Annotated in this window: 18 protein-coding genes; 7 read left to right on the top strand and 11 right to left on the bottom strand. The window is 59.5% G+C overall.

Annotated features, from left to right (window positions below; genetic code table 11):
* Positions 1-54 precede the first annotated feature (54 nt).
* The 3 genes from GKE62_RS06355 to GKE62_RS06345 all read left to right on the top strand — a co-directional run bounded on the left by GKE62_RS06355 (position 55) and on the right by GKE62_RS06345 (position 4,274).
* Positions 55-1,368: an amidohydrolase family protein gene (locus GKE62_RS06355; RefSeq protein ID WP_154691509.1), complete on the top strand. Its 1,314-nt coding sequence runs from the start codon at positions 55-57 to the stop codon at positions 1,366-1,368.
* Between the two features lie 181 nt (positions 1,369-1,549).
* Complete coding sequence (locus tag GKE62_RS06350; protein ID WP_154691508.1) at positions 1,550-3,022, top strand: aldehyde dehydrogenase family protein; 1,473 nt, start codon at positions 1,550-1,552, stop codon at positions 3,020-3,022.
* A gap of 13 nt (positions 3,023-3,035) precedes the next feature.
* A complete protein-coding gene (locus GKE62_RS06345) occupies positions 3,036-4,274 on the top strand; it encodes a CaiB/BaiF CoA-transferase family protein (RefSeq protein ID WP_195908631.1) in 1,239 nt (412 codons plus the stop codon).
* Between the two features lie 24 nt (positions 4,275-4,298).
* On the opposite strand, the gene GKE62_RS18860 is transcribed toward GKE62_RS06345, so the two are convergent.
* The 4 genes from GKE62_RS18860 to GKE62_RS06330 form a co-directional block, all read right to left on the bottom strand.
* The gene (locus GKE62_RS18860) at positions 4,299-4,997 is read right to left on the bottom strand and encodes a thiolase family protein (RefSeq protein ID WP_230206960.1); all 699 of its coding nucleotides are present in this window, start codon (positions 4,995-4,997) and stop codon (positions 4,299-4,301) included.
* The gene (locus GKE62_RS18855; RefSeq protein ID WP_230206959.1) at positions 4,964-5,461 is read right to left on the bottom strand and encodes a hypothetical protein; all 498 of its coding nucleotides are present in this window, start codon (positions 5,459-5,461) and stop codon (positions 4,964-4,966) included. The genes GKE62_RS18860 and GKE62_RS18855 overlap by 34 nt, the downstream gene beginning before the upstream one ends.
* The gene (locus GKE62_RS06335; RefSeq protein ID WP_154691507.1) at positions 5,458-6,294 is read right to left on the bottom strand and encodes an SDR family NAD(P)-dependent oxidoreductase; all 837 of its coding nucleotides are present in this window, start codon (positions 6,292-6,294) and stop codon (positions 5,458-5,460) included. Before GKE62_RS06335 ends, GKE62_RS18855 begins: the two co-directional genes overlap by 4 nt.
* 111 nt (positions 6,295-6,405) lie before the next feature.
* On the bottom strand, positions 6,406-7,329 hold the full coding sequence (locus tag GKE62_RS06330) for a coniferyl-alcohol dehydrogenase (protein WP_154691506.1): 924 nt from the start codon (positions 7,327-7,329) through the stop codon (positions 6,406-6,408).
* A 256-nt stretch (positions 7,330-7,585) separates the two neighbouring features.
* Between GKE62_RS06330 and GKE62_RS18850 the strand changes: the two genes are divergently transcribed.
* Positions 7,586-8,218, top strand: coding sequence for a DUF3336 domain-containing protein (locus GKE62_RS18850; protein ID WP_154691505.1), 633 nt, complete (start codon positions 7,586-7,588; stop codon positions 8,216-8,218).
* Entirely contained in the window at positions 8,104-9,111 is a 1,008-nt protein-coding gene (locus GKE62_RS06320) for a patatin-like phospholipase family protein (RefSeq protein WP_230206958.1), read from the top strand. The genes GKE62_RS18850 and GKE62_RS06320 overlap by 115 nt, the downstream gene beginning before the upstream one ends.
* A gap of 11 nt (positions 9,112-9,122) precedes the next feature.
* Here GKE62_RS06320 and GKE62_RS06315 read toward each other — a convergent pair whose 3' ends face one another.
* From GKE62_RS06315 to GKE62_RS06295, 5 genes are all read right to left on the bottom strand, one after another.
* Complete coding sequence (locus tag GKE62_RS06315; protein ID WP_154691503.1) at positions 9,123-10,613, bottom strand: wax ester/triacylglycerol synthase family O-acyltransferase; 1,491 nt, start codon at positions 10,611-10,613, stop codon at positions 9,123-9,125.
* 1 nt (position 10,614) lies between these two features.
* Positions 10,615-11,736: an alpha/beta hydrolase gene (locus GKE62_RS06310; protein WP_195908629.1), complete on the bottom strand. Its 1,122-nt coding sequence runs from the start codon at positions 11,734-11,736 to the stop codon at positions 10,615-10,617.
* 11 nt (positions 11,737-11,747) lie between these two features.
* Entirely contained in the window at positions 11,748-13,271 is a 1,524-nt protein-coding gene (locus GKE62_RS06305; RefSeq protein ID WP_154691501.1) for an acyl-CoA synthetase, read from the bottom strand.
* Positions 13,268-14,707 (bottom strand): wax ester/triacylglycerol synthase family O-acyltransferase, encoded by a 1,440-nt coding sequence (locus GKE62_RS06300; RefSeq protein ID WP_154691500.1) that lies wholly within the window; start codon positions 14,705-14,707, stop codon positions 13,268-13,270. The genes GKE62_RS06305 and GKE62_RS06300 overlap by 4 nt, the downstream gene beginning before the upstream one ends.
* A gap of 272 nt (positions 14,708-14,979) precedes the next feature.
* The gene (locus tag GKE62_RS06295) at positions 14,980-15,846 is read right to left on the bottom strand and encodes a formylglycine-generating enzyme family protein (protein WP_230206957.1); all 867 of its coding nucleotides are present in this window, start codon (positions 15,844-15,846) and stop codon (positions 14,980-14,982) included.
* 504 nt (positions 15,847-16,350) lie between these two features.
* Here GKE62_RS06295 and GKE62_RS06290 point away from each other — a divergent pair.
* Together GKE62_RS06290 and GKE62_RS06285 are read left to right on the top strand one after the other, a co-directional pair.
* The gene (locus GKE62_RS06290; RefSeq protein WP_154691499.1) at positions 16,351-17,625 is read left to right on the top strand and encodes a MaoC family dehydratase N-terminal domain-containing protein; all 1,275 of its coding nucleotides are present in this window, start codon (positions 16,351-16,353) and stop codon (positions 17,623-17,625) included.
* A gap of 43 nt (positions 17,626-17,668) precedes the next feature.
* Complete coding sequence (locus GKE62_RS06285) at positions 17,669-19,942, top strand: arylsulfatase (RefSeq protein WP_154691498.1); 2,274 nt, start codon at positions 17,669-17,671, stop codon at positions 19,940-19,942.
* 108 nt (positions 19,943-20,050) lie between these two features.
* On the opposite strand, the gene GKE62_RS06280 is transcribed toward GKE62_RS06285, so the two are convergent.
* Positions 20,051-20,851, bottom strand: coding sequence for an enoyl-CoA hydratase/isomerase family protein (locus GKE62_RS06280; RefSeq protein ID WP_154691497.1), 801 nt, complete (start codon positions 20,849-20,851; stop codon positions 20,051-20,053).
* A 130-nt stretch (positions 20,852-20,981) separates the two neighbouring features.
* Entirely contained in the window at positions 20,982-21,665 is a 684-nt protein-coding gene (locus GKE62_RS06275; RefSeq protein ID WP_195908628.1) for an alpha/beta fold hydrolase, read from the bottom strand.
* Between the last annotated feature and the right edge of the window lie 2 nt (positions 21,666-21,667).

The raw sequence follows: 21,667 nt of genomic DNA, 5'->3' as shown, positions 1-21,667 counted from the left end.
GGATTATCAGATTTTTGATTCGGACCGCGTAGACGGCTCGGCGGGAGAGATACGATGCAGATGAACGACATGATCATCATCAGCGTGGACGATCACGCGGTCGAGCCGCCCGAGGCGTTCATCAGGCACTATCCCGAAGGCAAGAAGGACCGGGCCCCGCGCATCGTCAACGAAGGCGGCAAGGACGTCTGGCAGTGGAACGGCGAACGATTCCCCACCATTGGTCTCAACGCCGTCGTTGGTCGCCCGCGCAGTGAATATGGCATGGAACCGTCGGCATTTTCGCAGCTCCGCCCCGGCACCTACGATCCCAAGCTGCGGGTCGAGGATATGAACGCCAACGGCGTCCTGGCCTCGCTCAACTTTCCAACTATGCCCAGCTTCGCCGGGGGCACGTTCGTCAAGGTGGCAAGCAAGGACCCGGATGAGGCTCTGCTCGCCTGCCGCGCTTGGAACGACTGGCACGTGCAGGAATGGTGCGCCTCCGCCCCCGGACGCTTCATCCCGATGTGCCTTATTCCCATGTGGAATATGGATGATACCCTAGCGGAGCTGAAACGCATGAGCGATCACGGTGTCCATGCGGTGTCGTTCTCCGACAACCCGTCGAACATTGGCTTGCCCAGTATTCATAACGAATACTGGGAGCCCTTCTGGAAGGCGTGTTCTGACTACAAGATGGTGATTAATTGCCACATCGGTTCCGGTTCGCAGGCCATGCATCCCTCGCCCGAGAGCCCAATCGATGCATGGATCACCGCGATGCCGATCTCGATCGCCAATTCGGCGGCGGACTGGACGTTCGCCAAGTTCTGGCGTCGCTATCCCGACTTGCGGATGGCGTTAAGCGAGGGCGGGATCGGTTGGATTCCCTATTTTCTCGAGCGCGCCGACTTCACGCACGAACATCACCACGAGTGGACCTATACCGATTTTGGCGGCGAGCGGCCTTCGGACCTGTTCAAGCGGCATATTATCTGCTGCTTCATCGACGACCAGTTCGGGGTGAAGAACCTTGCCTACATGAACGAGGACATGGTCGCTTATGAGTGCGACTATCCGCACTCCGACACGGTCTGGCCCAATGTGCCCGAATATCTTTGGGCCTCGGTCAACGCGCTGGCCCCCACCACGATCGACAAGATCACGCACCAGAACGTCATGCGTGAATACAGCTTCGATGCCTTCACTCTCAATGGTGGACGCGAGAATTGCTCAGTCGCCCACCTGCGCGAACTGGGCAAAGACGTGGATGTTAGCCCCCGGCATAATCTCGGCGGGCTCAAGACCGACAGTATGGACGCGATCGGCAACGCGCGTCGTCCGGTGACTTCAGGTGACATCGAGCGCATGTTCGCCGGGGCCTGACGATGGCCACGCTCGCCCCCCAAGCGGTGCGGCCCGCGCCCGCCGATGCCCTGCGAGTGCTGCTAGAGAGTGGTTCGGGCGGGTGCCCTCGACCTCTCATGTCAAGCAGGTGGGCGGACACTACGGTGGATCCCGGCTTGCATGCGATCCGCAACCTTCCGATTGATTGGAACCCTGCCCGATGTACTTGAAGCACCCCGATTCTATTTACGTGGGCGGCGAATGGCAGCCAACCGACCAGCGCGAGGCGGTCATCAACCCGGCCGACGAGAGCCTGTTAATCGAGGCTCCGGTCGGCAGCACAGCCCAGGTCGACGCCGCCATTGCTGCGGCGCGCCATGCCTTCGACGATGGCGACTGGCCACACCTGCCGGTGCGCGAACGACAAGCGGTGCTAACCCGCTTCCTCGGCGCTATCGAGGCGCGCAAGGCGCAGCTGATCGATCTGATCGTGGCCGAAGCGGGCGCAACCCGAATGCTAGCCGAATTCCTTCAATACGGCATTCCCATGAAACATGCCTGGCGCACCGTGGAGCTCGCCAGCCGGTCGCCGATCAGCGCACTGCCGATCGAATTGACCCCGAACGGGCAAGGGGGCACGACGCTCGGCACAGGCGTTGTCAGCCGCGAGCCAGTCGGCGTGGTCGCCGCTATCTCGCCTTACAACTTTCCGTTCTTCCTCAACATCGGCAAGGTCATCCCCGCGCTGGCGGTCGGCTGCACGGTGGTGCTTAAGCCATCGCCCTACACCCCGATGCAGGCGCTAATTCTGGGCGAGATCGCGGACGAGGTGAGGCTGCCTAAAGGTACTTTCAGCGTCGTCACCGGCGACATCGAAGCGGGCCGCCTGCTGACAAGCGACAAGCGAGTCGATCTCGTCCACTTCACCGGTTCGGACAAGGTAGGGGCGATGATCCAGGCGCAAGCGGCGCCGAATCTCACCCGGGTGGTCATGGAACTGGGCGGCAAGTCGGCGCTAATCGTCCGGTCGGATGCCGATATCCAGAGCGCCGCTGCCGCCGGGATCATGGGCTTCACCACACACTGCGGCCAAGGCTGCGCGCTGACCACGCGCCACATCGTCCACAATTCGGTCCGGCCGCAATTCGTCGAAGCGCTCAAGGCGATGCTGGCACAAGTCAAGATCGGCAATCCGGCCGATCCCAACGTGAGCTATGGCCCGTTGATCCGCGAGGTGGCTCGGAAGCGTACCGAGGATTACGTTCAGATCGCGCGCGACGAGGGCGCGACTCTCGTCCACGGCGGCCACCGTCCCGAGGGACTTGAGAAGGGCTTCTTTTTCGAACCGACACTGTTCGACAACGTCCGAAACGACAGCAGGCTGGCGCAGGAAGAGGTCTTCGGCCCAATCGGCGCAGTGATCGGTTTCGAAGACGACGACGAGGCGATTGCAATGGCCAACGCCAGCGACTTCGGCCTGTCAGGCGCGATCTATTCGGCCGATCCGGGCAAGGCCTATGAAATGGCGCTGCGCGTCCGCACCGGCGGGGTCTCGATCAACGGCGGGGCCGGGACGATGCAATCCGATGCGCCCTTCGGCGGGATCAAGCGCTCGGGCTATGGCCGCGAATATGGCGAGGAGGGCTTGAACGAGTTCACCTACCAAAAGACAATCAGCTTCCAGGCGGCATGATGGAGACCGGACGATGACCAAGGTCATGCAAGGCGTTCGCGTGCTCGAAGTCGCGCAGTTTACGTTCGTGCCTGCGGCGGGCGGGGTACTTACCGATTGGGGCGCCGAAGTGATCAAGGTCGAGCATCCAGTGCGCGGCGATGCCCAGCGCGGCATCCAGATGCTACAGCGCCTGGCGGTGAACCCGCAGCGCTCCAGCCTGATGCAGCACCCCAATCGCGGCAAGCAGAGCGTCGGGATCGACGTTGCCACTGCTGAAGGGCAGGAGCTTATCTACGAACTTGCAAAGACCTGCGACGTGTTCCTGACCAACTATCTGCCGAGCCAACGGCAGAAACTGAAGATCGATCTCGAGCATATCCGCGCCGCCAACCCGAAAATCATCTACGCCCGCGGCAGCGCATTCGGCGACAAGGGCCCCGAACGCGACAAGGGCGGGTTCGATTCGACCGCTTTTTGGGCGCGGGGCGGATCGGCCATGATGGTGACTCCCAAGGAACTCGAAGGCCCCCTGCTCCAGCCCGGCCCGGCTTACGGCGACACGATCGGCGGGATGAACTTAGTCGGCGGCATCGCCGCGGCGCTGTTCCACCGCGAACGGACCGGCGAGGCGACCGAGGTCGACGTCTCGCTGCTGTCGTCTGGGATATGGGCTACCGCCTGTGCGATCGACGTTGCAATGGAGCTGCCCGATACCCAGGACCTGTTCAAGGCGGACCTGCCAGGATCGGGCATCGGTAAGGGCACCAACCCCTTCATGGGGGCCTTCCGAACGGCCGACGGCAAGTTTATCAACCTGACCGTGCTGTCGCCCGGGCCCTATATCGATGACGTGTTCAGCCACTTCGACGTGCCGCATTTGGCGCAAGATCCTCGCTTTGCCACCGCCGAGGCGATCATGGCCAACACGCCCGCAGCCTTCGCCGAAGTGGCGAGCGCGATCGCGGCCAAACCCTTTGCCTACTGGATCGAGCGGCTCAAGACGATGCGCGGCCAGTGGTCGCCCTATCAGACCGTCCATGACGTCGCGCGCGACGAACAGGTCGCGGCGAACGGGTTCATCTACGAGGTCGAGAGCGCCGATGGCGGGGCACCGATCAGACTAGTCGCCAATCCGGTCCAGTTCGATCGCGAAGCCGCCGAAAACACCCGTGCGCCCGAGGCCAGCGAGCATACCGAGCTTGTACTTATGGATATCGGCCTCGACTGGGAGCGTATCGAGTCTTTGAAAACCAAAGGGGCGATTGCCTAGGCGACCAGGAGCTCGCTTCCTTGCTCAATCGCGCCTGAGCAACATTGCCCCCGCAATGAAACCACCGCCGGTCCCGCAGGCGGCGACTTTGGCATTGGTCACCTGCCGTCCCTCAGCCTCACCCCACAGCTGCAGGCAAGTCTCGTGGATCAACCCGAAACCGTGGAGCCGACCGCCTGAGAGCTGGCCGCCTCCAGTATTGACCGGATAGCGGCCGCCCGGACCGATGTTCCCTGCAGCGATGAAATCCTTGGCCTCGCCGTGTCCGCACATACCGAATGCCTCGAGCCACAAGGGCACAAAGATCGAAAACCCGTCGTAGAGTCCGAGCACGTCGATGTCCGAGGGCTTTAAGTCGGTGCGCAACCAGATGTCGGCAGCGGCGTCATGCGCGCCCATTGTGGTCAGGTCGGCGCGCTGATCCCAAGTTTCCTGGCTGCGCAGCGCCGCACCCTGTGCCTCGATCCACAATGGCGGGCGAGCGCAATCGCGCGCTGCGTCTGAGGCAGATACGATTATGACGCTGGCCCCGTCGATGGGAATGTCGCAGTCGAACAGTCCAAGGGGGCTGGAGATCATTCTCGCGGCGAGATAATCGTCCATTGTCAGCGGCTTGCGCATCACTGCGCCAGGGTTGAGGGCCGCAAAAGCCCGCTGGCCTGTGGCGATCATCCCTAGGTGCTCGCGGGTCATCCCGAACTCGTGGAAATAGCGGGTTGCCATCCAGCCGGCCCAGTTTGCCGCGGACATCGCACCTGCGGCGACAAGCCAGCCGATCCACCCCCGACCCGCCCGCCGTTCGTTCCCGAGACGCTCGCCCGGCGGCCCACCGTCTGAGAAGAGCTTTCGGTTAATGCGCGAAAGCAGAGCACGTGGCGCGCCTGGCCCGTCAGCACCGCCATCGCTGCGACCATGATCGGTGCCATCTGCGAAGGGCCATCGGGAACCGAACAGTGCCAGCGGGTCTTGAGACCCAGAGCGTCGCGGACCTCTCCGGTTCCTAGCGGCGATTGGCCGGGGGTGTTGTCGCTCCGCCCCGGGTAGGTGCAGATCCCGTCGATGTCGTCGCGGGTCAAACCGGCGGAGGCCAGCGCCCGCTTTGCCGCTTCGGTGAAGTGCGCGATCGCCGGGCGACCGGTATTGCGCCCGATATCGGACAAGCCTGCGCCAGTTATCGCCGCCTTCATGGCAAGGGCCTCCATTGTGGCAACCAGACGTCCTCGGCCTGGTGGAAAATAACAGTCATGCGTTGGCCGATGTGGACGCTCTCGGGGTCGGATCCGACCACCCGTGCGGTGATCCGCACGTTTGGCGCGCCATCGATCTCGACCACCGCGATCGCGAAGGGCACGTCCAAGTCGGGCACCCACGGCTGGTGATTTATCGTGAATGTATAGACGGTACCGGTGCCCGGCACCGCCCTAGGCTCGACCCGTTCGGATAAGCAGCCGGGACAAACCAGCTGCGGCGGATGAATCGCGCGAGCACAGTCGGCGCAGAAGGCGATCCGTAGCTCACCTTGTGCGCCGCCGGTCCAGAAGGGCGTGTTCTCGGGAGTCAGTTCAGGTAGTGCCGGCATCGGTACCGTTTCCTTTGCGTTCGACTGGCGGGGCGGCTTGGCAGCGGCAGGCAGATTGCAGTCGCGATCAGGCAGATCGCGATGATGAAAGTGGGCCTCGATCTGGCCGCGAGTCGCGTGCAAATGTGGGATCGCCGCGCGGATCGTCCAGCTCGCGCCAAGGACATTGACCTCGATATGGTCGCGAATGACCGCATCACTCGCGCCTTCAAACGCGAACAGGCGGAAGATCGCTACGTTAGCGACGACAGGGTCAAGGCGGTCGAAGGGGTTGACGGTTCCAACAACTGGCCTGTTGACCGAAGCCGGACCGGTGACTTTGCATGGCAATGCGATGGTCCGGTCGTCGTGGCCAAGCGAAGCCAGCACCGCCGAGGATCGAGCGATTGCTGCGACGCGCCAGCCTGCATTGACGAAGGCATGCGCGAAATGGCGACCCATGCCCTACTACGCACCGGTCACGAGCGCACCTCGGCCCGCACCTTCAGTCATGGACCTTGCTCTCGCTCATAGTGACAGTGCGTCGATTACTTTCATTCAACATGGTGGAATTCAGGCCGCCGCACTCGCCTCGGCGATCATCTTCTGGATATCGAGGACCCCGGTCGCAAGACCACCTGCCAGCCCTGCGTCAACGGGAAGGCAGACCCCGCTGATGAAACCCGCCGCGTCGCTGTTGAGCAGGATCAGTGGCAATGCCTGTTCCTCGGGAGTCGAGTAACGGCCCTTGGCCTTGGCAAAAGCGCCGAGCACCGCATCGCCCGCAATCTGCTTGAAATCATTGAGCATCGGCGTGTCAATCGGGCTCGGCATCGTGCAGTTGATGCGAATGCCCCGCTCCATCAAGATTGGTGCGGAGATCTGCGTCCAGGTGTTTATCGCTTCCTTGGACAGGGCGTAGGGATCCCCAGCTCGGTCCTTGTTGGCGGTGTACCAGTCGCGGGCGGCAGTGAAATCGGTGATTGCCATGAATTCGCGCACGAGCGGCTGCTTGGTGAGCCAAGCCATGCCCGCCAGCGATGAAACGGTGACGATTGCGCCGCCATCGCGCATCCTCGGCAGGCAGGCTTCGGTCCAGGCACGAATCCCGAGGAAGTTGACGGTAACGACGTCTTCTCCGGGAAAGGTCTGCGGCAGACCAGAAACGTTGAACAGCGCATCGATCTCACCGCCAATACTGGCGACGCCCGAGGCTATCGATGATGGATCCTTGAGGTCGACCGTGGTGAATGAGGTAAGCTCGACCGGCGATCGCTTGATGTCCGCGCCGTGGACTTCGGCACCGAGTGCCACGAGTTGGCGGGCCAGAGCCTCGCCTGTGCCGGAGAAGCAGCCCATTACGACGCAGCGCTTGCCCGCGTATCCTAGAATGTCTTGTGCCAAGGTTGTAGTCCTTCGTTCAGTTGTGCAGCACCAAGCCGCCGTCCACGTTGAGAATCTGGCTCGGGACAAGTAGCCGGTGCTGCTGCACGGCATTAGGCGCGCTCCCACGATCGCCGTGCCACATCCTCTGCGCCGACATATTGCACTAGGTGGACTATGTAGGCAAGGTGTGCAAGCAAATAGCTTGAATGAAAGCATACACACGTCGTCGGCAGCACATGGGGGAGGGCATACAAGCGTGCGGAGACTTGTGGGAAGGGGACCCGGACAGCTTGCTATCCGAGCATCGGCCCGCTATCCCTCATGATAGATAACCTAGTATGATAAGTAGGGGAAGAACGTGTTGTCGATGGCAAACCTCGAAGGCGAGACCGTGTCGAACACGCCAAACCGTCGAGTTCCGGCAAGGACCTATGCCGAATGGAGCGCCGCCGCCAAGAGTTGTGACCGGGTCTCCGGTGCTGACGCATGGAAGGCGGACGAAGTAGATGGCTCGTTCGATGCGGCAGACATCCGAAGAAGGCAGGATTCCTTGCGTCAGAGTGTGGAGTCTCGCGACGGCGAAGGTCTGCTCAATATTCTTAGCGAGGGCATTCACGGCAACATGGGCGGGATGGGAAATCCGGAACTGTATGCCCGTTCGAAGTACGGCACGAAGGATTTGATACCGCAGTACGTCGCGGCAATAATTGAAGCGCTGGATGTGGTTGCCAGATCACCCGAGAATGAAGTGGCCTTTGGCGAGAAGCTCGATTTTTTCCAGAGGGCCTCCCTCTGCTACGGTCGCTCTGCGCTTATGCTGAGCGGTGGGGGGGGCGGATATATTTCCATCACGGTGTGGTCGATGCGTTGCTCGGTGAGGGGGTTTTGCCCGATGTGCTGTCAGGATCCAGCGCCGGTGGTTGGCTTTGCGCGCAGCTCGGTACGCGCACCGACGAGCAGCTCACAGGGTATCTCGACGCCAAACGCTATAATTTGGTAGGCAAAAATGGTCTTCCATGGGCTGCTATTTTGGGGCGAAAGGTGCGGGCCGATAGCCAACTCGATCAATCAAGGCGGGAAGTCATCGAGGAGCTTGTAGACGACATGACTTTTGCAGAGGCGTATGAACACACTGGGCGAATGATCAATATTTCAATTGCTTCGCCCGATCGGCATCATAGAAGTCGCCTCCTCAATGCGATCACTTCGCCCAACGTCACGCTGCGTTCCGCCTGCCATGCGACCTCGTCAGTGCCGCAGTTTGTGGAACCGTCGATGCTTGAAGCCAAGGATCGCAGCGGCAAGATCGTGCCATACTTGCCCAACCAGCGCTGGATCGACGGTGCCTTGGCAGACGATCTTCCGTTGAAGCGGCTGCAGCGACTCTACGCGGTCAATCACACTATTGTCAGCCAGATAAATCCCATGAGCTTGATGACGCCGTTTTTCCGTGCCGACCCCAAATCCGGAAAGGACGGAGTGATCTATCAATCGAGCAACCTCTTCTTCGGTGCGCTGCGCGAGGGTGCCAAGCTTGCGCAACGCTCACCGTGGGGGATTAATCGATATGGGGCCGACGCCTGGCTTGAGTATTTCTATCGCGTCGCCGATCAGACTGTCTCCGGCGATATCACGATCGAAGCAAGCTTTAACGCGCGCAGTCTGAAGCACTCACTTTTCAAGTTCTCAAGTGATGCCGAAATCCAGAAACTGATAGCCGAGGGGCGGCGAGCTACGTGGCCCCGGATCGAGCAGATCCGTAATGCTATATCGGTGAGCAAGGCGCTCAACGCCCACTTAGTTCGGCTTGAGAATGAAGCGGTCGATAGACGTGACACGCGGATGCGGCGATCCTTTGGTCCGAGACTTCCTCGTATTTCCCCGAGAGGGTAAACAATTGAATATTAGAGCGCTTTTTTCTTAGTCCGGCGAGAAACAGGTGAGGAGGTCACATCGTGCCCGACTAGGGCTGCGTATAGATCAAAGTATTCGGCCACACTGTCTTCGACGCACTCCATGTAGAACCCTATGTCCGGAACCAGGTCTCGGCAACCCACGACGTTGATGTTGAACAAGTCGCAATAGCTCCCGATCAGATGGATCAGGCCCATGTTGGTGACGCAGGGTCCGCCGCCGACGATATTGACGATCCGAGCTCCGCAGAAATACATCGGTGCGGACATTCCCGGAACGTTGGTGACCAACGTATTGGCGATAAGCGCCCGGCCCCTTCGATCGCCAATGGCGGTCATCCCACGGCTGATCAGCCCACCCATCGTGCCCGGCAACTCAGACGTCAAATCGACCAAGCTGCGCGCGCTCAGCGCACGGTCGAGAACCTTTTGCTGGGCCATCTGCGCAGCGATCAGGCGCAATCGTTCCAGTGGGTCCTCGGTCCCTGTGGGGATCGGGGTATAAATAGCCGAAATTTCGTTGCCGGCCGGCTTGTTTCTAGAGGCCTCGCTTCGGATCGACACTGGTACCGCACAGATCAGATTGTCCGCGGGTAAGGCATTTCGGCCTATCAGGTAGCGCCGGAGCGCGCCGGTGATGAGCGCCAACCCGACATCATTTACGGTTGAGCCGGGAACCAGTGACCGTAATGATTTGATGCGCTTGAGTGGATATTGTTTCAGGTCATAGACACGCGCCGGGGTCAGAGGGCCATTAAATGGGGTCTTTGGCACTGCGTTGGCGGGAATCGGTGATTCTTCTGTGGGGCCGGATAGCCGTTCGCGCACGGCTTTGGCAGCAAGGGCATTCAATCGTACCCCGATTTTGCTAAAGCGAAGGCCGGCATTCAACCAGCCGCGGGATATTATCTCAGTCATATGCGGCCCAGGTTGGGGACGCCACTTCGCTGCCGACGGCTCGGGCGGTTGCAGCGGAGAGCGATCAAACATTCCATCCATCAGCGACATCGCCCCCATGCCGTCCATCATTGCATGATGAATTTTCAATAGGACGGCAAACGCCCCGGGCGGGAGATCGACAACCCGGTCCAGTCCTTCGATTACGTACATTTCCCACAATGGCCGGTTCGGATCCAGCGAGCGAGAGAGCAGCCGGGCCACCTGAATCGACAGCTGCCGCCAATCACCGGGCTCAGGCAAGGCAAGATGGCGTAAGTGGAAGTCGAGGTCGAAGTTCGGATCGTCAACCCAGTAGGGGTTGTCGATGTCGAGCGGCGGACGCACTAGCCGTCGGCGGAAATTTGGCGCGCCATCGAGGGCCCGTTCCATTTTAGCCTTGATTTGTCGCAGGCGCAGCGTGGTGCCACCCGGCACGGTGGACTGATCGCAGATGATGAGCGGCGCGATGTGATTCGGCGTGTCCGGCGTTTCGAGGAACAGCATCGCCGCGTCGCTTGAGGTCAGCTGGTGAAGTTCGGCCATGTCACATCCTACTTTCGAGCCAGTGGCGCACTGCGCGCATGTGTCCAACAGTCATTGCAGATTCCAGCATATCGTAGGCGTGCTGGCCGCCAGACAGGGTGACCCCGTCAACCTTGCCGCCCGCTGCGCGCTGGGCGTCGGCAAACAGGTCCGCTTCCTCGCTCGGCAGCAAGGTGTCGTGGCGTCCATGAATCACCAGCAGCGGTGGGCCATCGCCTCGGACTTGAGCGATGGGGCTCGCGAGGTCCCACAATTGTGGGCCAGCGTCGCGAGGCATTATTTTTTCGGCAGCAAATTGGATCAGCTTGTCGTGATTGCGGCCCCACAAGCGATTTCGGTCGATGAAGTCGTATCGCCCGTAGAGCGCCACTGCGGCCCGAACGGCACAATCGACACCTTCGAACCCGGGCTTCGCCTCGTCGCGGTCGTGCGCTAACGCCGCGAGCGCGGTGAGGTGCCCTCCTGCGGACCCTCCAGTGAGTACGATACGCCCAGGATCGCCTCCATAGACGGCGATGTGAGTCTTGACCCAGGCGATCGCGCGCAGGACGTCAGTGAGCATAGCCGGGAAGCGATTGCGGGGACCGAGCCGGTAGTTGATATCGACGCACACCCAACCATTGCGTGCAAGATGGTGGATCAGCGGACGTGCCTGCTGGTTGCGTTTGCCGGTGACCCACGCCCCGCCTGGTATATGGATGAGAACCCTTGCATCCTCTGTTGGCGCATCGCTCGAAGTGATGATGTCCAGCGTGTTGCGCTCTCCGCCTTGGGCATAGGCAACCCCTTGAATGCGCTTGATCCCATGCCGGCTGCTAAACGGGCAAAAGCCCGCGGTTACAGGAAGCCGTTCCTCGAGCTTGACCGCGGCCATCACCGCCTGACCATCCCGCCGATTTCGCAAGTGCACGACGAACAGGACGACAGTTGCCAGAACTGCAATCACCTGCGCAGTCCCTTCTCCGAGGCCTGCGATGATTGCAGAGGCGACCATAATTTGTGCCGCCAACGACTGGCCGAGCCAGCTCGGCAGCCAGTAGATCAAGAGCATCCCGGGCGGCAGCCACCTAGGCTTGACGCCGAATAAACCCGCTGCACCGAGCGCCAGGAACAGGGTCGCCAAACCGGCTAACATCAGCCCGAAATCCGGGTTGACCGACCCTGCCAGTAGCGATCCTTGATGAGGCGCTTGTAAAGCTTGCCGTTGTCGAGCCGGGGAAGTGCGGGGTCGAAATCGACAGAGCGCGGACACTTGATCGGTGACAGGTTCTGTCTGCAAAGTGCAATAAGCTCTTCCGCCAGCGCAGGTCCCGCGGCATCCAGTTCGACCGGCTGGACGACCGCCTTCACTTCTTCGCCAAACTCGGGATGAGGCACGCCGATCACCGCGGCATCGGCGACCTCGGGATGCATTATCAGCAGATTCTCTATCTCCTGCGGATAGATGTTAACTCCGCCCGAGATGATCATGTAGCTTCTGCGGTCGGTCAGGAAGAGATAGCCATCCTCGTCCAAGTAGCCGACATCGCCCAGCGCGGACCACGTCGGGTGCTTGGGATTTCGACTGTCGCGGGTCTTGTCGTCGTCGCCAAGGTACTGAAAGTCCCATCCACCCTCGAAATAAACGATGCCTTGCTCACCAGCCGAGAGTTCGTCGCCATCGTCGTTGCAGATGTGAAGCGTGCCCCAGTTGGCCCGGCCAACAGAGCCAGGCTTTTCAAGCCATTCTTCCGACGAGATGGCGGTTGAGCCATTGCCTTCCGACCCGCCGTAGTACTCATGAATTATCGGGCCAAGCCATTCGATCATCTGGCGTTTGACCGGTACCGGGCACGGCGCGGCGGCGTGGATCACCGTCCTGAGCGACGACAGGTCATAGCGGCCCCGTAACTGTTCCGGCAACTTCAGCATCCGCACGAACATGGTCGGAACCATCTGGGTGATTGTCGCCCCATAGCGCTCGATCGCCGCCAACGCCGCTTCAGGCTCGAACTTTGGCATCTGGACCACGGTCGAGCCCAGCCGGTGACAAGTGGTGGTGAATGCCAGCGGGGCCGTATGGTACAACGGAGCGGGCGACAGGTAGATGTCGTTGGGCCCAATCCCGTAACCGTCGCGCGCTTTGGCCGCGAGCATGTGGAGATCGGTCACTCCCCCGTCGGGCAACGTGAGCCGAACGCCTTTTGGTCGTCCGGTTGTACCGCTCGAATAGACCATGTGGAAACCGGGACTTTCATCGCCAATCGGCTCCGGGCGGTGCCGAGCGCATTCCTCCCGCCATTCCTTGAAGGTCAAAACCTCGACATTGGGTGCTACGTCGAGTCCGGACAAGCCAGCCATCTCTGGCGCTACAACGACCAGCTTCGCCCCAGAGTTCGCGACAATGTAGCTGGCTTCTTCTCCGGTCAGAGCAGTGGCGATCGGAGTGATGTAAAGCCCGCAGCGTTGGGCGGCCCAGTAGACTTCGAATATGCCGGGACCGTTTCCGAGCCAATAGGCAACCGTGTCACCGTTCTCGATGCCGCGTGCCCGCAGCAATCGCGCTCCGCGGTTGGCCCGGTCCTCAAGCTCGCCATAAGTGAGCGTAGCAGATCCGTCGGTCATGATGACTGCGGGCTTGTCCGGGTGATGCAAAGCATGGACGCGCGGATGGGTCACTTCGTTGCGGCCTTTTCCCTGGCCGCTATCTGCAAATCCGCGAAGCTGGCCCGCAGGCACTCGATGTAGAAGGCTATGTCAGGCAAGACTTCGCGGCAGCTGGTGGCGGAAATCGTGATCTCAAAGTCCATCCCGGTTATGGTATGAAATAGGCCTGTTCCCTCGAAAAGGGGCCCAAAGCCTGCGTAGCAAAGAACCTTGGCACCGGCAAAGTAATGCCCGCCGGGTGGGTTGGGCGCGTTGGTGACCGTGGTGTTGGCAAAGCCTGGCAGCGAGGCGTTGCCGCGCCCTGCCATTCCCGATATCCCGCGCATAATTCGCGTGCGCACCGGATAGGGAGTCAATGCCAACATGTCGCCAAGGAAGTGGCCGCCCAGCGCCTCGGATTGGGCCTTACCCTTCTTGGCGCTTTCAGCGATTGCGTCGAGCCGCGCGAGAGGTTCGGCGATGTCCGTCCCCAAAGGAACGCGCATGCCGGAAACGAAGTTTCCTCCTTCGGCGGGGTCGCCGGAGCCGCGAACGTTGATCGGGCAGATTGTGAGCAGAGATTTTTCGGGCAGTTCGCCGTGTTTGGCAAGGTACTTTCGCAAGGCTCCGCCTACGACAGTGAGGAGCAAGTCATTCATTTTCGGTTTGCCCAGGGCGGCCCTCAGTTCTTGCACATCGGCCATCTCGAAGCGGACGAAATCCCACACCCGATGGGTGGTGATCTTGTTTTGAAAGCGGGTTTTCGGTGCAAGCATTTCGCGCCAGTCAGTCGGTCGCTTGCTGGCGTCTGACTTTATGCTGGCCACCATACCTTTGCCCAGGCTTGGCATAGCTCTAAGGTTTGCCAGCCATTGGCGAGCCCCTTCCTGTACTGAATTGACGGTCCAGCCGAGTGCGTTGGGATTGCGTTCCGGCACCCAGCGCTTTTGCGGAGGTACTGGCTCGCAATCTGGGGTGTCCTGCATGAACGCCCACAGTGCCGCGCCGGCGGCTTTGCCATCAAAAGTCGCGTGATGCATTTTGAAGAGCATCGCAAAGGCACCTTTTGGGACGCCTTCGAGCTCATCCAGTCCCTCTATGATGTACATTTCCCAAAGCGGGCGGTGCATATCCATCGGCCTGGAGATTAGCCGGGCGGTCAAGATTTTCAGTTGTCGCCAGTCATGTGGCTTCGGCAACGCGATATGTCGTACGTGAAATTCCAGGTCAAAATCGGGGTCGTCGATGAGCCGGGGCTCATCGAGCCCAAGCGGATGATGGACCAGCTTTCGTCGCAAATTGCCCATAAGGTGGAGGCGGCTGTCGACGTAGTCGAGGATGTCGCGGTGCCTGACGAAATTTCCAGGCGCGGTTGTTGGATCGAGCAGGAATACTCCGCCGATGACTAAAGGCGCGTTGGGTGTTTCCATGTCGAGAAACACAGCGTCGCTGGCGGAAATCCGGCGCATTGTAACATCCCCTGAACCTACATATATAACCTAGTGACCTAGGTATCACAGGTTGATCGTGGAGTCGAGCTTGCCTCAAACGACTATCTGAACCTCGAAGAATTTGTGCTCCCGCGGGTACTGACTCCGGCGGGCTGCGAAACCTCGACGAGGCCCATGGCGGTGTCCGGTGATTCGGTTAGGGGTTCTTGCTTGGTGGATATGTGGTCTAGCTCGCGGTACTCATCAGTTCGCGCCCGATTCACGTGACCGAGCACGCCAACGGGCAGCATCTACCCCGGCTGGTCATAAACGAGTCGAAAACCGACGTTACTGCTCCCCATTCCTGGGTCTCGCCCTTGCCTCGCAGCGGGGCGGTAGCGTTGGCAATAATTCGGGGCGCACAAGTAGCTGCCGCCCTTCATTGTGCGAGATGGAAAGCCGGGGTTCGAAGGATCATAGGCTTCGGCCGCGCTTGGCCCCTGCGGATTATCTGTTTCCTTAGGATCGTGGCCAGGCTTGTAGAAGTCGGAGGTGACCTCCCACACATTCCCGATCATGTCGTATAGTCCATTGGCGTTGGGGTGATAGCAGCCAACGGGTGCAATGGCCTTGAAACCGTCCTCTTCGGTATTGAACTGCGGAAAGACGCCCTGCCAACTGTTGGCTTCGGATGGCTGCGCAGTGGAAGCCACCTGACCAGCACTCGCGGCGTACTCCCATTCGGCCTCAGTCGGAAGCCGACCTCCTCGCCATTTGGCGTAGGCAGTCATATCCTGCCACGCGAGGTGGACCACAGGTTCGTCGGGGACTTGGCGGGGGCCTTGCGGACCGTAAGGCATCCGCCAGTTGGCCCCGGGCACATATTTCCACCAATCCTGGTAGTTGTTCGTCGGATACGCGGGCGGGGAAAACACGGCCGAACCCGGCTTCAGCATATCTGGAGGAATCTCCGCAACGGGAATACCGAAGGCTGAGGGATCCACAGGTTTTTCTGCAACCGTGATATATCGCGTCGATTGTACGAACCTCGCGAATTGGGCGTTAGTTACCTCGTGAGGGTCAATTGAAAAGCTATCGACATGAGTTTGGCGCACAGGACCTTCCTCCCGGTAGACGTCGTCCTGCCCCATCGAAAACGTGCCACCAACCAGCTTCACCGGTGTATCTGATATAGGTGCGCACTCTCTCGTCGCCGTCGTGTGATTTTCCGCGCGAGAGGTTCCGCAAGCCCCCAGTGCAAGCGCAAGAAGCAGGGCGAGGAAGGGCACGACCCTCTGCAGAGGCATTATCGCCGATCGAGCTTTACCCGCCGAACAAGACCTCTCTACTCTTTCAGCCGGCGGCTTGTGCTGGCTGCCGTCCCGATGAAGCGCGCGTACGGCAATGAGGCGAGGGACTGTCAAAGATTGATCGAGCATGAGAATCCCGCTTGCCAATGTCTCGCCACGTATATAACCTAGTAGCATAACACTCACATTAAGCCGTGAAGGTGTCAAGCATGACTTCTGTGCCGATCTCGTGCGCCGGCCTGGCTCCTGTGGCCACGAGTACGAATTTACCCAAATCGCGATGTAGCAGGCTAGGCCTGCTTTCCGTAGGCTTTGACCAGCGTCGGGCACAACGTAACTGAGCATTGCCTCGCTAAGATTGAGAATACGACGATGACCGAGGCATTTTCAATTTCGGACGAGTTTGAAAAGGCGCGAGTGTGGAAACTTACCGATGAAGACATCGCAAGCGCCCAGAAAACCGTAGGTTACGACGTTGCCGAAACGCGCAATCTTTTCATTGAACAGGCAACTGAGAACAATATTCGTAACTACGCCCATGGGATAGGCGACGACAATCCGCTTTTCACCGATCCAGCGTATGCTGAAAAAACCCGCTGGGGTGGGGTCATCGCGCCTCCGAGCATGGCGGAAGTCATAACGAAGGCGATGTACGGCGATAAATTGCCGCAGGAAATGAAGGAGATTGCAAGCGGCCTGTTTCGTGGCATTCACATGTTCGTCTCAGGGTCGGAAAAGGTGTACTATGAGCCAATCTTTCCCGGTGACTCACTCCACGCCTTCAGCGGAGATGAGTCGTTTGTCGAGAAGCTTTCGGAATTCTCAGGGCGGACCGTGACAAAATTCAAGCGCCGCGTGAAGCTCAATCAGCGTGGCGAGATCGTGTTTAACCAGCGCACACGCTCTATATACGCCGAACGCTCGAGTGCCGTGAAAAAGGGCAAATACATGGCGATCGAGCCCGCTACCTACTCGGACGCAGACCTGCAAAGGATCGATGACCTTTATGCCGCCGAACAGCGTCGCGGCGCGGAGCCGCGGTACTTCGAAGATGTGTCGGTCGGAGAAGAACTCCCCGCAATGGTCAAGGGGCCTCTCCTAGTAACGCACCTCATCGCCTATCATGCCGGCGGCTTCGGAATCAGGGAATACGGCCTGTTCGGCTCAAGGCTTTGGCATCAGAATCGCAAGCGGATTCCCCCATTTTACATCAAGAACGAGCAGGGCATCCCCGATGTCGCGCAACGCCTCCACTGGGATAATGCCTGGGCCCAAGGGATCGGTAACCCGATGGCCTATGACTACGGGGTGGTGCGCGAATCGTGGCTCAACCACTATTTGACCGACTGGTGCGGCGACGACGGCTGGGTATTCCGTCAGTACGATAGCATGCGTAAGTTCAACTACATAGGCGACACCCAGTTTTTATCGGGCCGGGTCTTAGCCAAGAGGGTCGATGACGGTCGTTTCCTTGTCGATCTGGAGCTTGCGATGACGAATCAGCGGGGTGAGCACACCGTTGAGGGTGAAGCGACAATTCTCCTTCCGAGCCGCGAACATGGACCAGTCATCAAGCCGCGAGCGGATCTTGAGCTGTCGGCGAAAGCTCAGCGCATGTTCGAACGGCACAATCAGCTGAAGCCATGACGACCCTGCTGGGGCCTTCGCATTGTATCAATAGGAGCTTTTTATGAAAATTCCGACAGCCTTGAAGTTCCTAGCGATCGCTTCGGGGCTCGGTTTGGTTTCGCCTGCGTTGGGGCAAAGCAATGACCCCGCGGTTGTGAAATCGGCGCGAGGCTCGGAGGGGCGGCCTAACGTCATCGTTTGGATGCTCGACGACGTTGGCTTCGCGCAACTGTCTTCTTTTGGAGGGCTGGTCGAAACTCCCAATATCGATCGATTGGCCGCATCAGGGTTGCGCTACACCAACTACAACACCACACCGATTTGCTCGGCAAGTCGAGCGTCCCTGTTAACGGGGCGCAACTCGCACAGCGTACACATGGGGGGGCACGCTGCCGCATTTCGACCATTTCCGGGTTACGATGCGAATATTCCGCCCGAAGATGGGACTGTAGCAGCCAACCTTCACGCGGCGGGCTACCTGACGCTCGCCCTTGGGAAATGGGATCATCTTCCGACTAAGGAGATGACGCCCGCGGGTCCTTTCAATCACTGGCCCTTGGAGCAGGGGTTCGACCGATTCTACGGCTTTCTCGCGGCCGACACCGACAACTGGCACCCGGTGCTCATGCAGGACAATGCTCCGGTCCAGGCCCCCGCCTCAGCCGGATATCATCTTAACTCCGACTTGGTGAACCATGCAATCGCGATGATCGGCGGCCGCGCGGCAGTTGCAGAGATCCGACCCTTCTTCTTGTACTTCGCTACCGGAACAGCGCATGCGCCCCACCACGCGCCGCAGGTGTGGATCGATCACTATCGTAACAAATTTGACCGGGGGTGGGACTGGGCACGACAGGAAATTCTAAAAAGGCAAATTGCGGCAGGGCTGCTCCCCAAGCTCACGAAATTGGCTCCCCGCCCAGATGGGATGCCCGAGTGGGATAGTCTGTCGGCAGACAAGAAGCGGCTGTATGCGCGCCAGATGGAGGTCTTTGCTGCATCGCTTAGTTACGCCGACGAGCAGTTCGGCCGCCTCTTGACGGCGCTCGAAGATTCGAACGAATTGAAAAACACCCTGATCATTGTCACGAGCGACAATGGGGCCAGCGCAGAAGGCGCGTTTGATGGGTCCTACAACGAGTTTCTTTTTGCCAATGGAAGTTTTCCATCAGCCGAAGAAAATATGCCGTTCATTGACAAATGGGGCGGACCGGAAACGTACCCTCATTATTCCTTCGGTTGGGCGGTTGCCGGGAACACCCCGTTCCGCTATTACAAGCAGACTGCGCACCAAGGCGGCACGCGGGTGCCCCTCGTAGTTTCGTGGCCGGCCCAAATCTCTGCGAAGGGCGAATTGCGAACACAATTTGTTCACGTTTCCGATATTACTCCGACGATCTTGGCACTTACCAGTGTCAGCCCGAGCGCGGTGCTTAACAATGTCAAGCAGGCTCCTTTCGAAGGGCTCAGCTTTGCGTACACGCTAGACAATAAAAATGCAAAAGACCGAAAGGTCTCGCAGTATTTTGAAATGTACGGAAACAAAAGCTTGTGGTCCGATCGATGGTCAATCGTCACCAGTCATCGCATCAATACCTGGGACATGGTTGATAACAAGCCAGCCAATGAGCCCTGGGAACTCTATGATCTATCGCGAGACCCCGGCCAGACAAAAGACCTTGCAAGGGCGGATCCGGCGAGAGTTGCATTGATGGCTGCGGAGTTCGATCGCCAAGCCAAGCTTTACAACGTATATCCCATTGGCAACATCAGCGAATCTCGGCCTTACGAGGATAAATTGCGCGAGGAAGAACTGCGCCTCCGTGGAGGGCGGTGGACTTTTCAAGCGCCCGTTTCGCATATCGCCGAACGAGCAAGCCCGCCTATAACGCTAAGGCCTTTTCGTATGTCAGCTCGTGTCCGGCTGACAACTGGCCATGAGAATGGGCCCATATTTGCGCGTGGTGGGGCACTAGGTGGGATGGCACTCCATCTTCGCAATGGAGTGCCGGTCGTCACCTTGCGCGCAATGGATGGTAAGGCTGTTGAAGTTGTGGGACAGCAAGCCCTGCATACTGGCGAGAATACGCTTCGTCTTGAAATCTCACGCCCCGCTTCGGGTGAAAGTCAGCCAAAACAGGTCGGTATTGTGATCTCTAACGATGGCAGTATCTTGGCTCAGGACGTCGTCACATACAAAATGCCACCAACCTTCAGTCTTTCCGAGACCTTCGATATTGGAATTGATTGGGGCAGTACCGTTTCTCCCGACTATATTGGCGGCGTCCCTTTCGGTGGTGGCGTATCCGATCTGGTCTTCGACTTTAACAAGTAAACTTGCGGAGTTGGGGTGAGTCCGGCAGCATCGCGAGGCACTGCCATTGACTATCGCACCCCAGGCGTGTCGTGACTGGGGAGCGGAAGGAAGGGCATCGCGGGTATTTCAGCGTAGGGTGAAGCGCTTGGCCTTGTCTGCCATCAGAGCGTTGCGATCGACTTGTGGAATGCCGACAGGATTGCCGATCTGGCAATATTTCAGGCCATTGAGCAGCGCGACCGACCGCGGTAGATCAAGGCTCTGCCAGATAGCCTTGACCGACCCGGCGGTCGCCGCAGGTGGCTTGGCCGCCACAATTGCGGCCAGTTCCGCCGCGCGGTCCCATAACGTGTCGAGCGGTACGACCTCGCTGACAATGCCGATGCGCTCCGCGGTTTTCGCGCTGACACGTTCGTCGTTGCCGAGCAGGACCATCCGCAACACGTCCTGCAGCGGCATCTTGTAGGTCATCCCGATCGGCTCGAGCGCGCTGGTCATGCCATAAGTGACGTGCGGATCGAAGAAGGTCGCATCGTCGCTACAGATGACGATGTCGCTCTCGTTGAGCCAGTAGAACGCGCCGCCCGCGGCCATGCCGTGAACGGCCGCAATAACCGGCTTCCAGCAATTCATCGATTTGGGACCGAGGTACTTCCCCGGATCCTCGCAATGCCAGATATTGTCGAGGCGGACGACCTCATTTCCGGGTTCGAGCGATTGCTTGACATCGACCCCAGTGCAGAACGCGCGGCCCGGCGAGGCGCGCAGGACGCAGCAATGGACGTCGTCGTTCCAGGCGAGTTCCTTCCACAGCGCCTCGAACTCCTCCACCATTATCTTGTTGAAGCTGTTGAACGCTTCAGGGCGGTTGATGGTGATGGTGGCGACGTTGCCGGCTATATCGAGCAGTATTGTCTGATAAGACATCCCTGAAACTCCCCGGACACGACGTCCGCAATATTACTAGGTTATTTAAATGAGCAAGTTAATCGCAAGTGCGATTCCCGGCGGTCACGCAACATTTCATGGAATATCTCTTCATCCGAATTGAACTCTGTCAGTGGTTTTCCGTTGCAGTGTTTCGCCATTTGTCGAGGGCGGAGTGAACCAAGGCCGGGCGCTCCCATTGCGGGATGTGCCCACATTCGGGAATGATCTGAAGTGTGCAGGAGGGAACCAGGTCGGCAATCTCCCGCGATCGGTCGGGTGCAACAATGCGATCCTCAGCGCCCGCCAACACCATCGTGCTGACTACGATGCTTGAAAGGCGATCGCGGTAATCGGGACGGTTTGCCACCGCCTCCTGCTGTTCCACGAATGCCTCGACACCGCAGCGCACGATCATCGCTTCGAGATCATTCACAAAAACCTGGTCGGCTTTGGCCTTAGGTCCGGGCAAGGCGCGTGCAAGGCGCCGCGCCACCATTTCAAAATCCCGGAGCGCCAGATCTATAAGCGCCCACCGCGCCGCGTACTGCTCCGGCGTGTCGGGCGTGGCGGAACTGCAAATAAGGGCCAAGGCCGTGAGACGGTCTGGTTCGCGTAGGGCGATCTCGAGCGCGACATATCCTCCCATGGAATGTCCGCACAAAGCAAAGCGCGGCGGCAACTTTGTGATAATGCGCTCGGCCATCGCGGCGATCGTTGGCCCACGCGGAACTTCGATCCTATCGACAGGCATCCCGTGCCAACTGGCCGAGTCAGAGGCCATCCCGCAGAGGGCGACAATCGGGATGTCCATGC

The organism is Novosphingobium sp. Gsoil 351, assembly GCF_009707465.1.
In the GTDB taxonomy this organism is placed as follows: domain Bacteria; phylum Pseudomonadota; class Alphaproteobacteria; order Sphingomonadales; family Sphingomonadaceae; genus Novosphingobium.
The sequence above is the reverse complement of the archived record's forward strand: the minus strand, read 5'-3'. Positions and strand labels throughout refer to the sequence as shown.

What these genes read in the sequence shown, in the direction of transcription:
- GKE62_RS06355 (WP_154691509.1), top strand. Translation starts at nt 55, where the DNA reads ATGCAGATGAACGACATGATCATCATCAGCGTGGACGATCACGCGGTC.
- GKE62_RS06350 (WP_154691508.1), top strand. Translation starts at nt 1,550, where the DNA reads ATGTACTTGAAGCACCCCGATTCTATTTACGTGGGCGGCGAATGGCAG.
- GKE62_RS06345 (WP_195908631.1), top strand. Translation starts at nt 3,036, where the DNA reads ATGACCAAGGTCATGCAAGGCGTTCGCGTGCTCGAAGTCGCGCAGTTT.
- GKE62_RS18860 (WP_230206960.1), bottom strand. Translation starts at nt 4,997, where the DNA reads ATGGCAACCCGCTATTTCCACGAGTTCGGGATGACCCGCGAGCACCTA.
- GKE62_RS18855 (WP_230206959.1), bottom strand. Translation starts at nt 5,461, where the DNA reads ATGAAGGCGGCGATAACTGGCGCAGGCTTGTCCGATATCGGGCGCAAT.
- GKE62_RS06335 (WP_154691507.1), bottom strand. Translation starts at nt 6,294, where the DNA reads ATGGGTCGCCATTTCGCGCATGCCTTCGTCAATGCAGGCTGGCGCGTC.
- GKE62_RS06330 (WP_154691506.1), bottom strand. Translation starts at nt 7,329, where the DNA reads ATGCCGTGCAGCAGCACCGGCTACTTGTCCCGAGCCAGATTCTCAACG.
- GKE62_RS18850 (WP_154691505.1), top strand. Translation starts at nt 7,586, where the DNA reads ATGGCAAACCTCGAAGGCGAGACCGTGTCGAACACGCCAAACCGTCGA.
- GKE62_RS06315 (WP_154691503.1), bottom strand. Translation starts at nt 10,613, where the DNA reads ATGGCCGAACTTCACCAGCTGACCTCAAGCGACGCGGCGATGCTGTTC.
- GKE62_RS06300 (WP_154691500.1), bottom strand. Translation starts at nt 14,707, where the DNA reads ATGCGCCGGATTTCCGCCAGCGACGCTGTGTTTCTCGACATGGAAACA.
- GKE62_RS06290 (WP_154691499.1), top strand. Translation starts at nt 16,351, where the DNA reads ATGACCGAGGCATTTTCAATTTCGGACGAGTTTGAAAAGGCGCGAGTG.
- GKE62_RS06285 (WP_154691498.1), top strand. Translation starts at nt 17,669, where the DNA reads ATGAAAATTCCGACAGCCTTGAAGTTCCTAGCGATCGCTTCGGGGCTC.
- GKE62_RS06280 (WP_154691497.1), bottom strand. Translation starts at nt 20,851, where the DNA reads ATGTCTTATCAGACAATACTGCTCGATATAGCCGGCAACGTCGCCACC.
- GKE62_RS06275 (WP_195908628.1), bottom strand. Translation starts at nt 21,665, where the DNA reads ATGGACATCCCGATTGTCGCCCTCTGCGGGATGGCCTCTGACTCGGCC.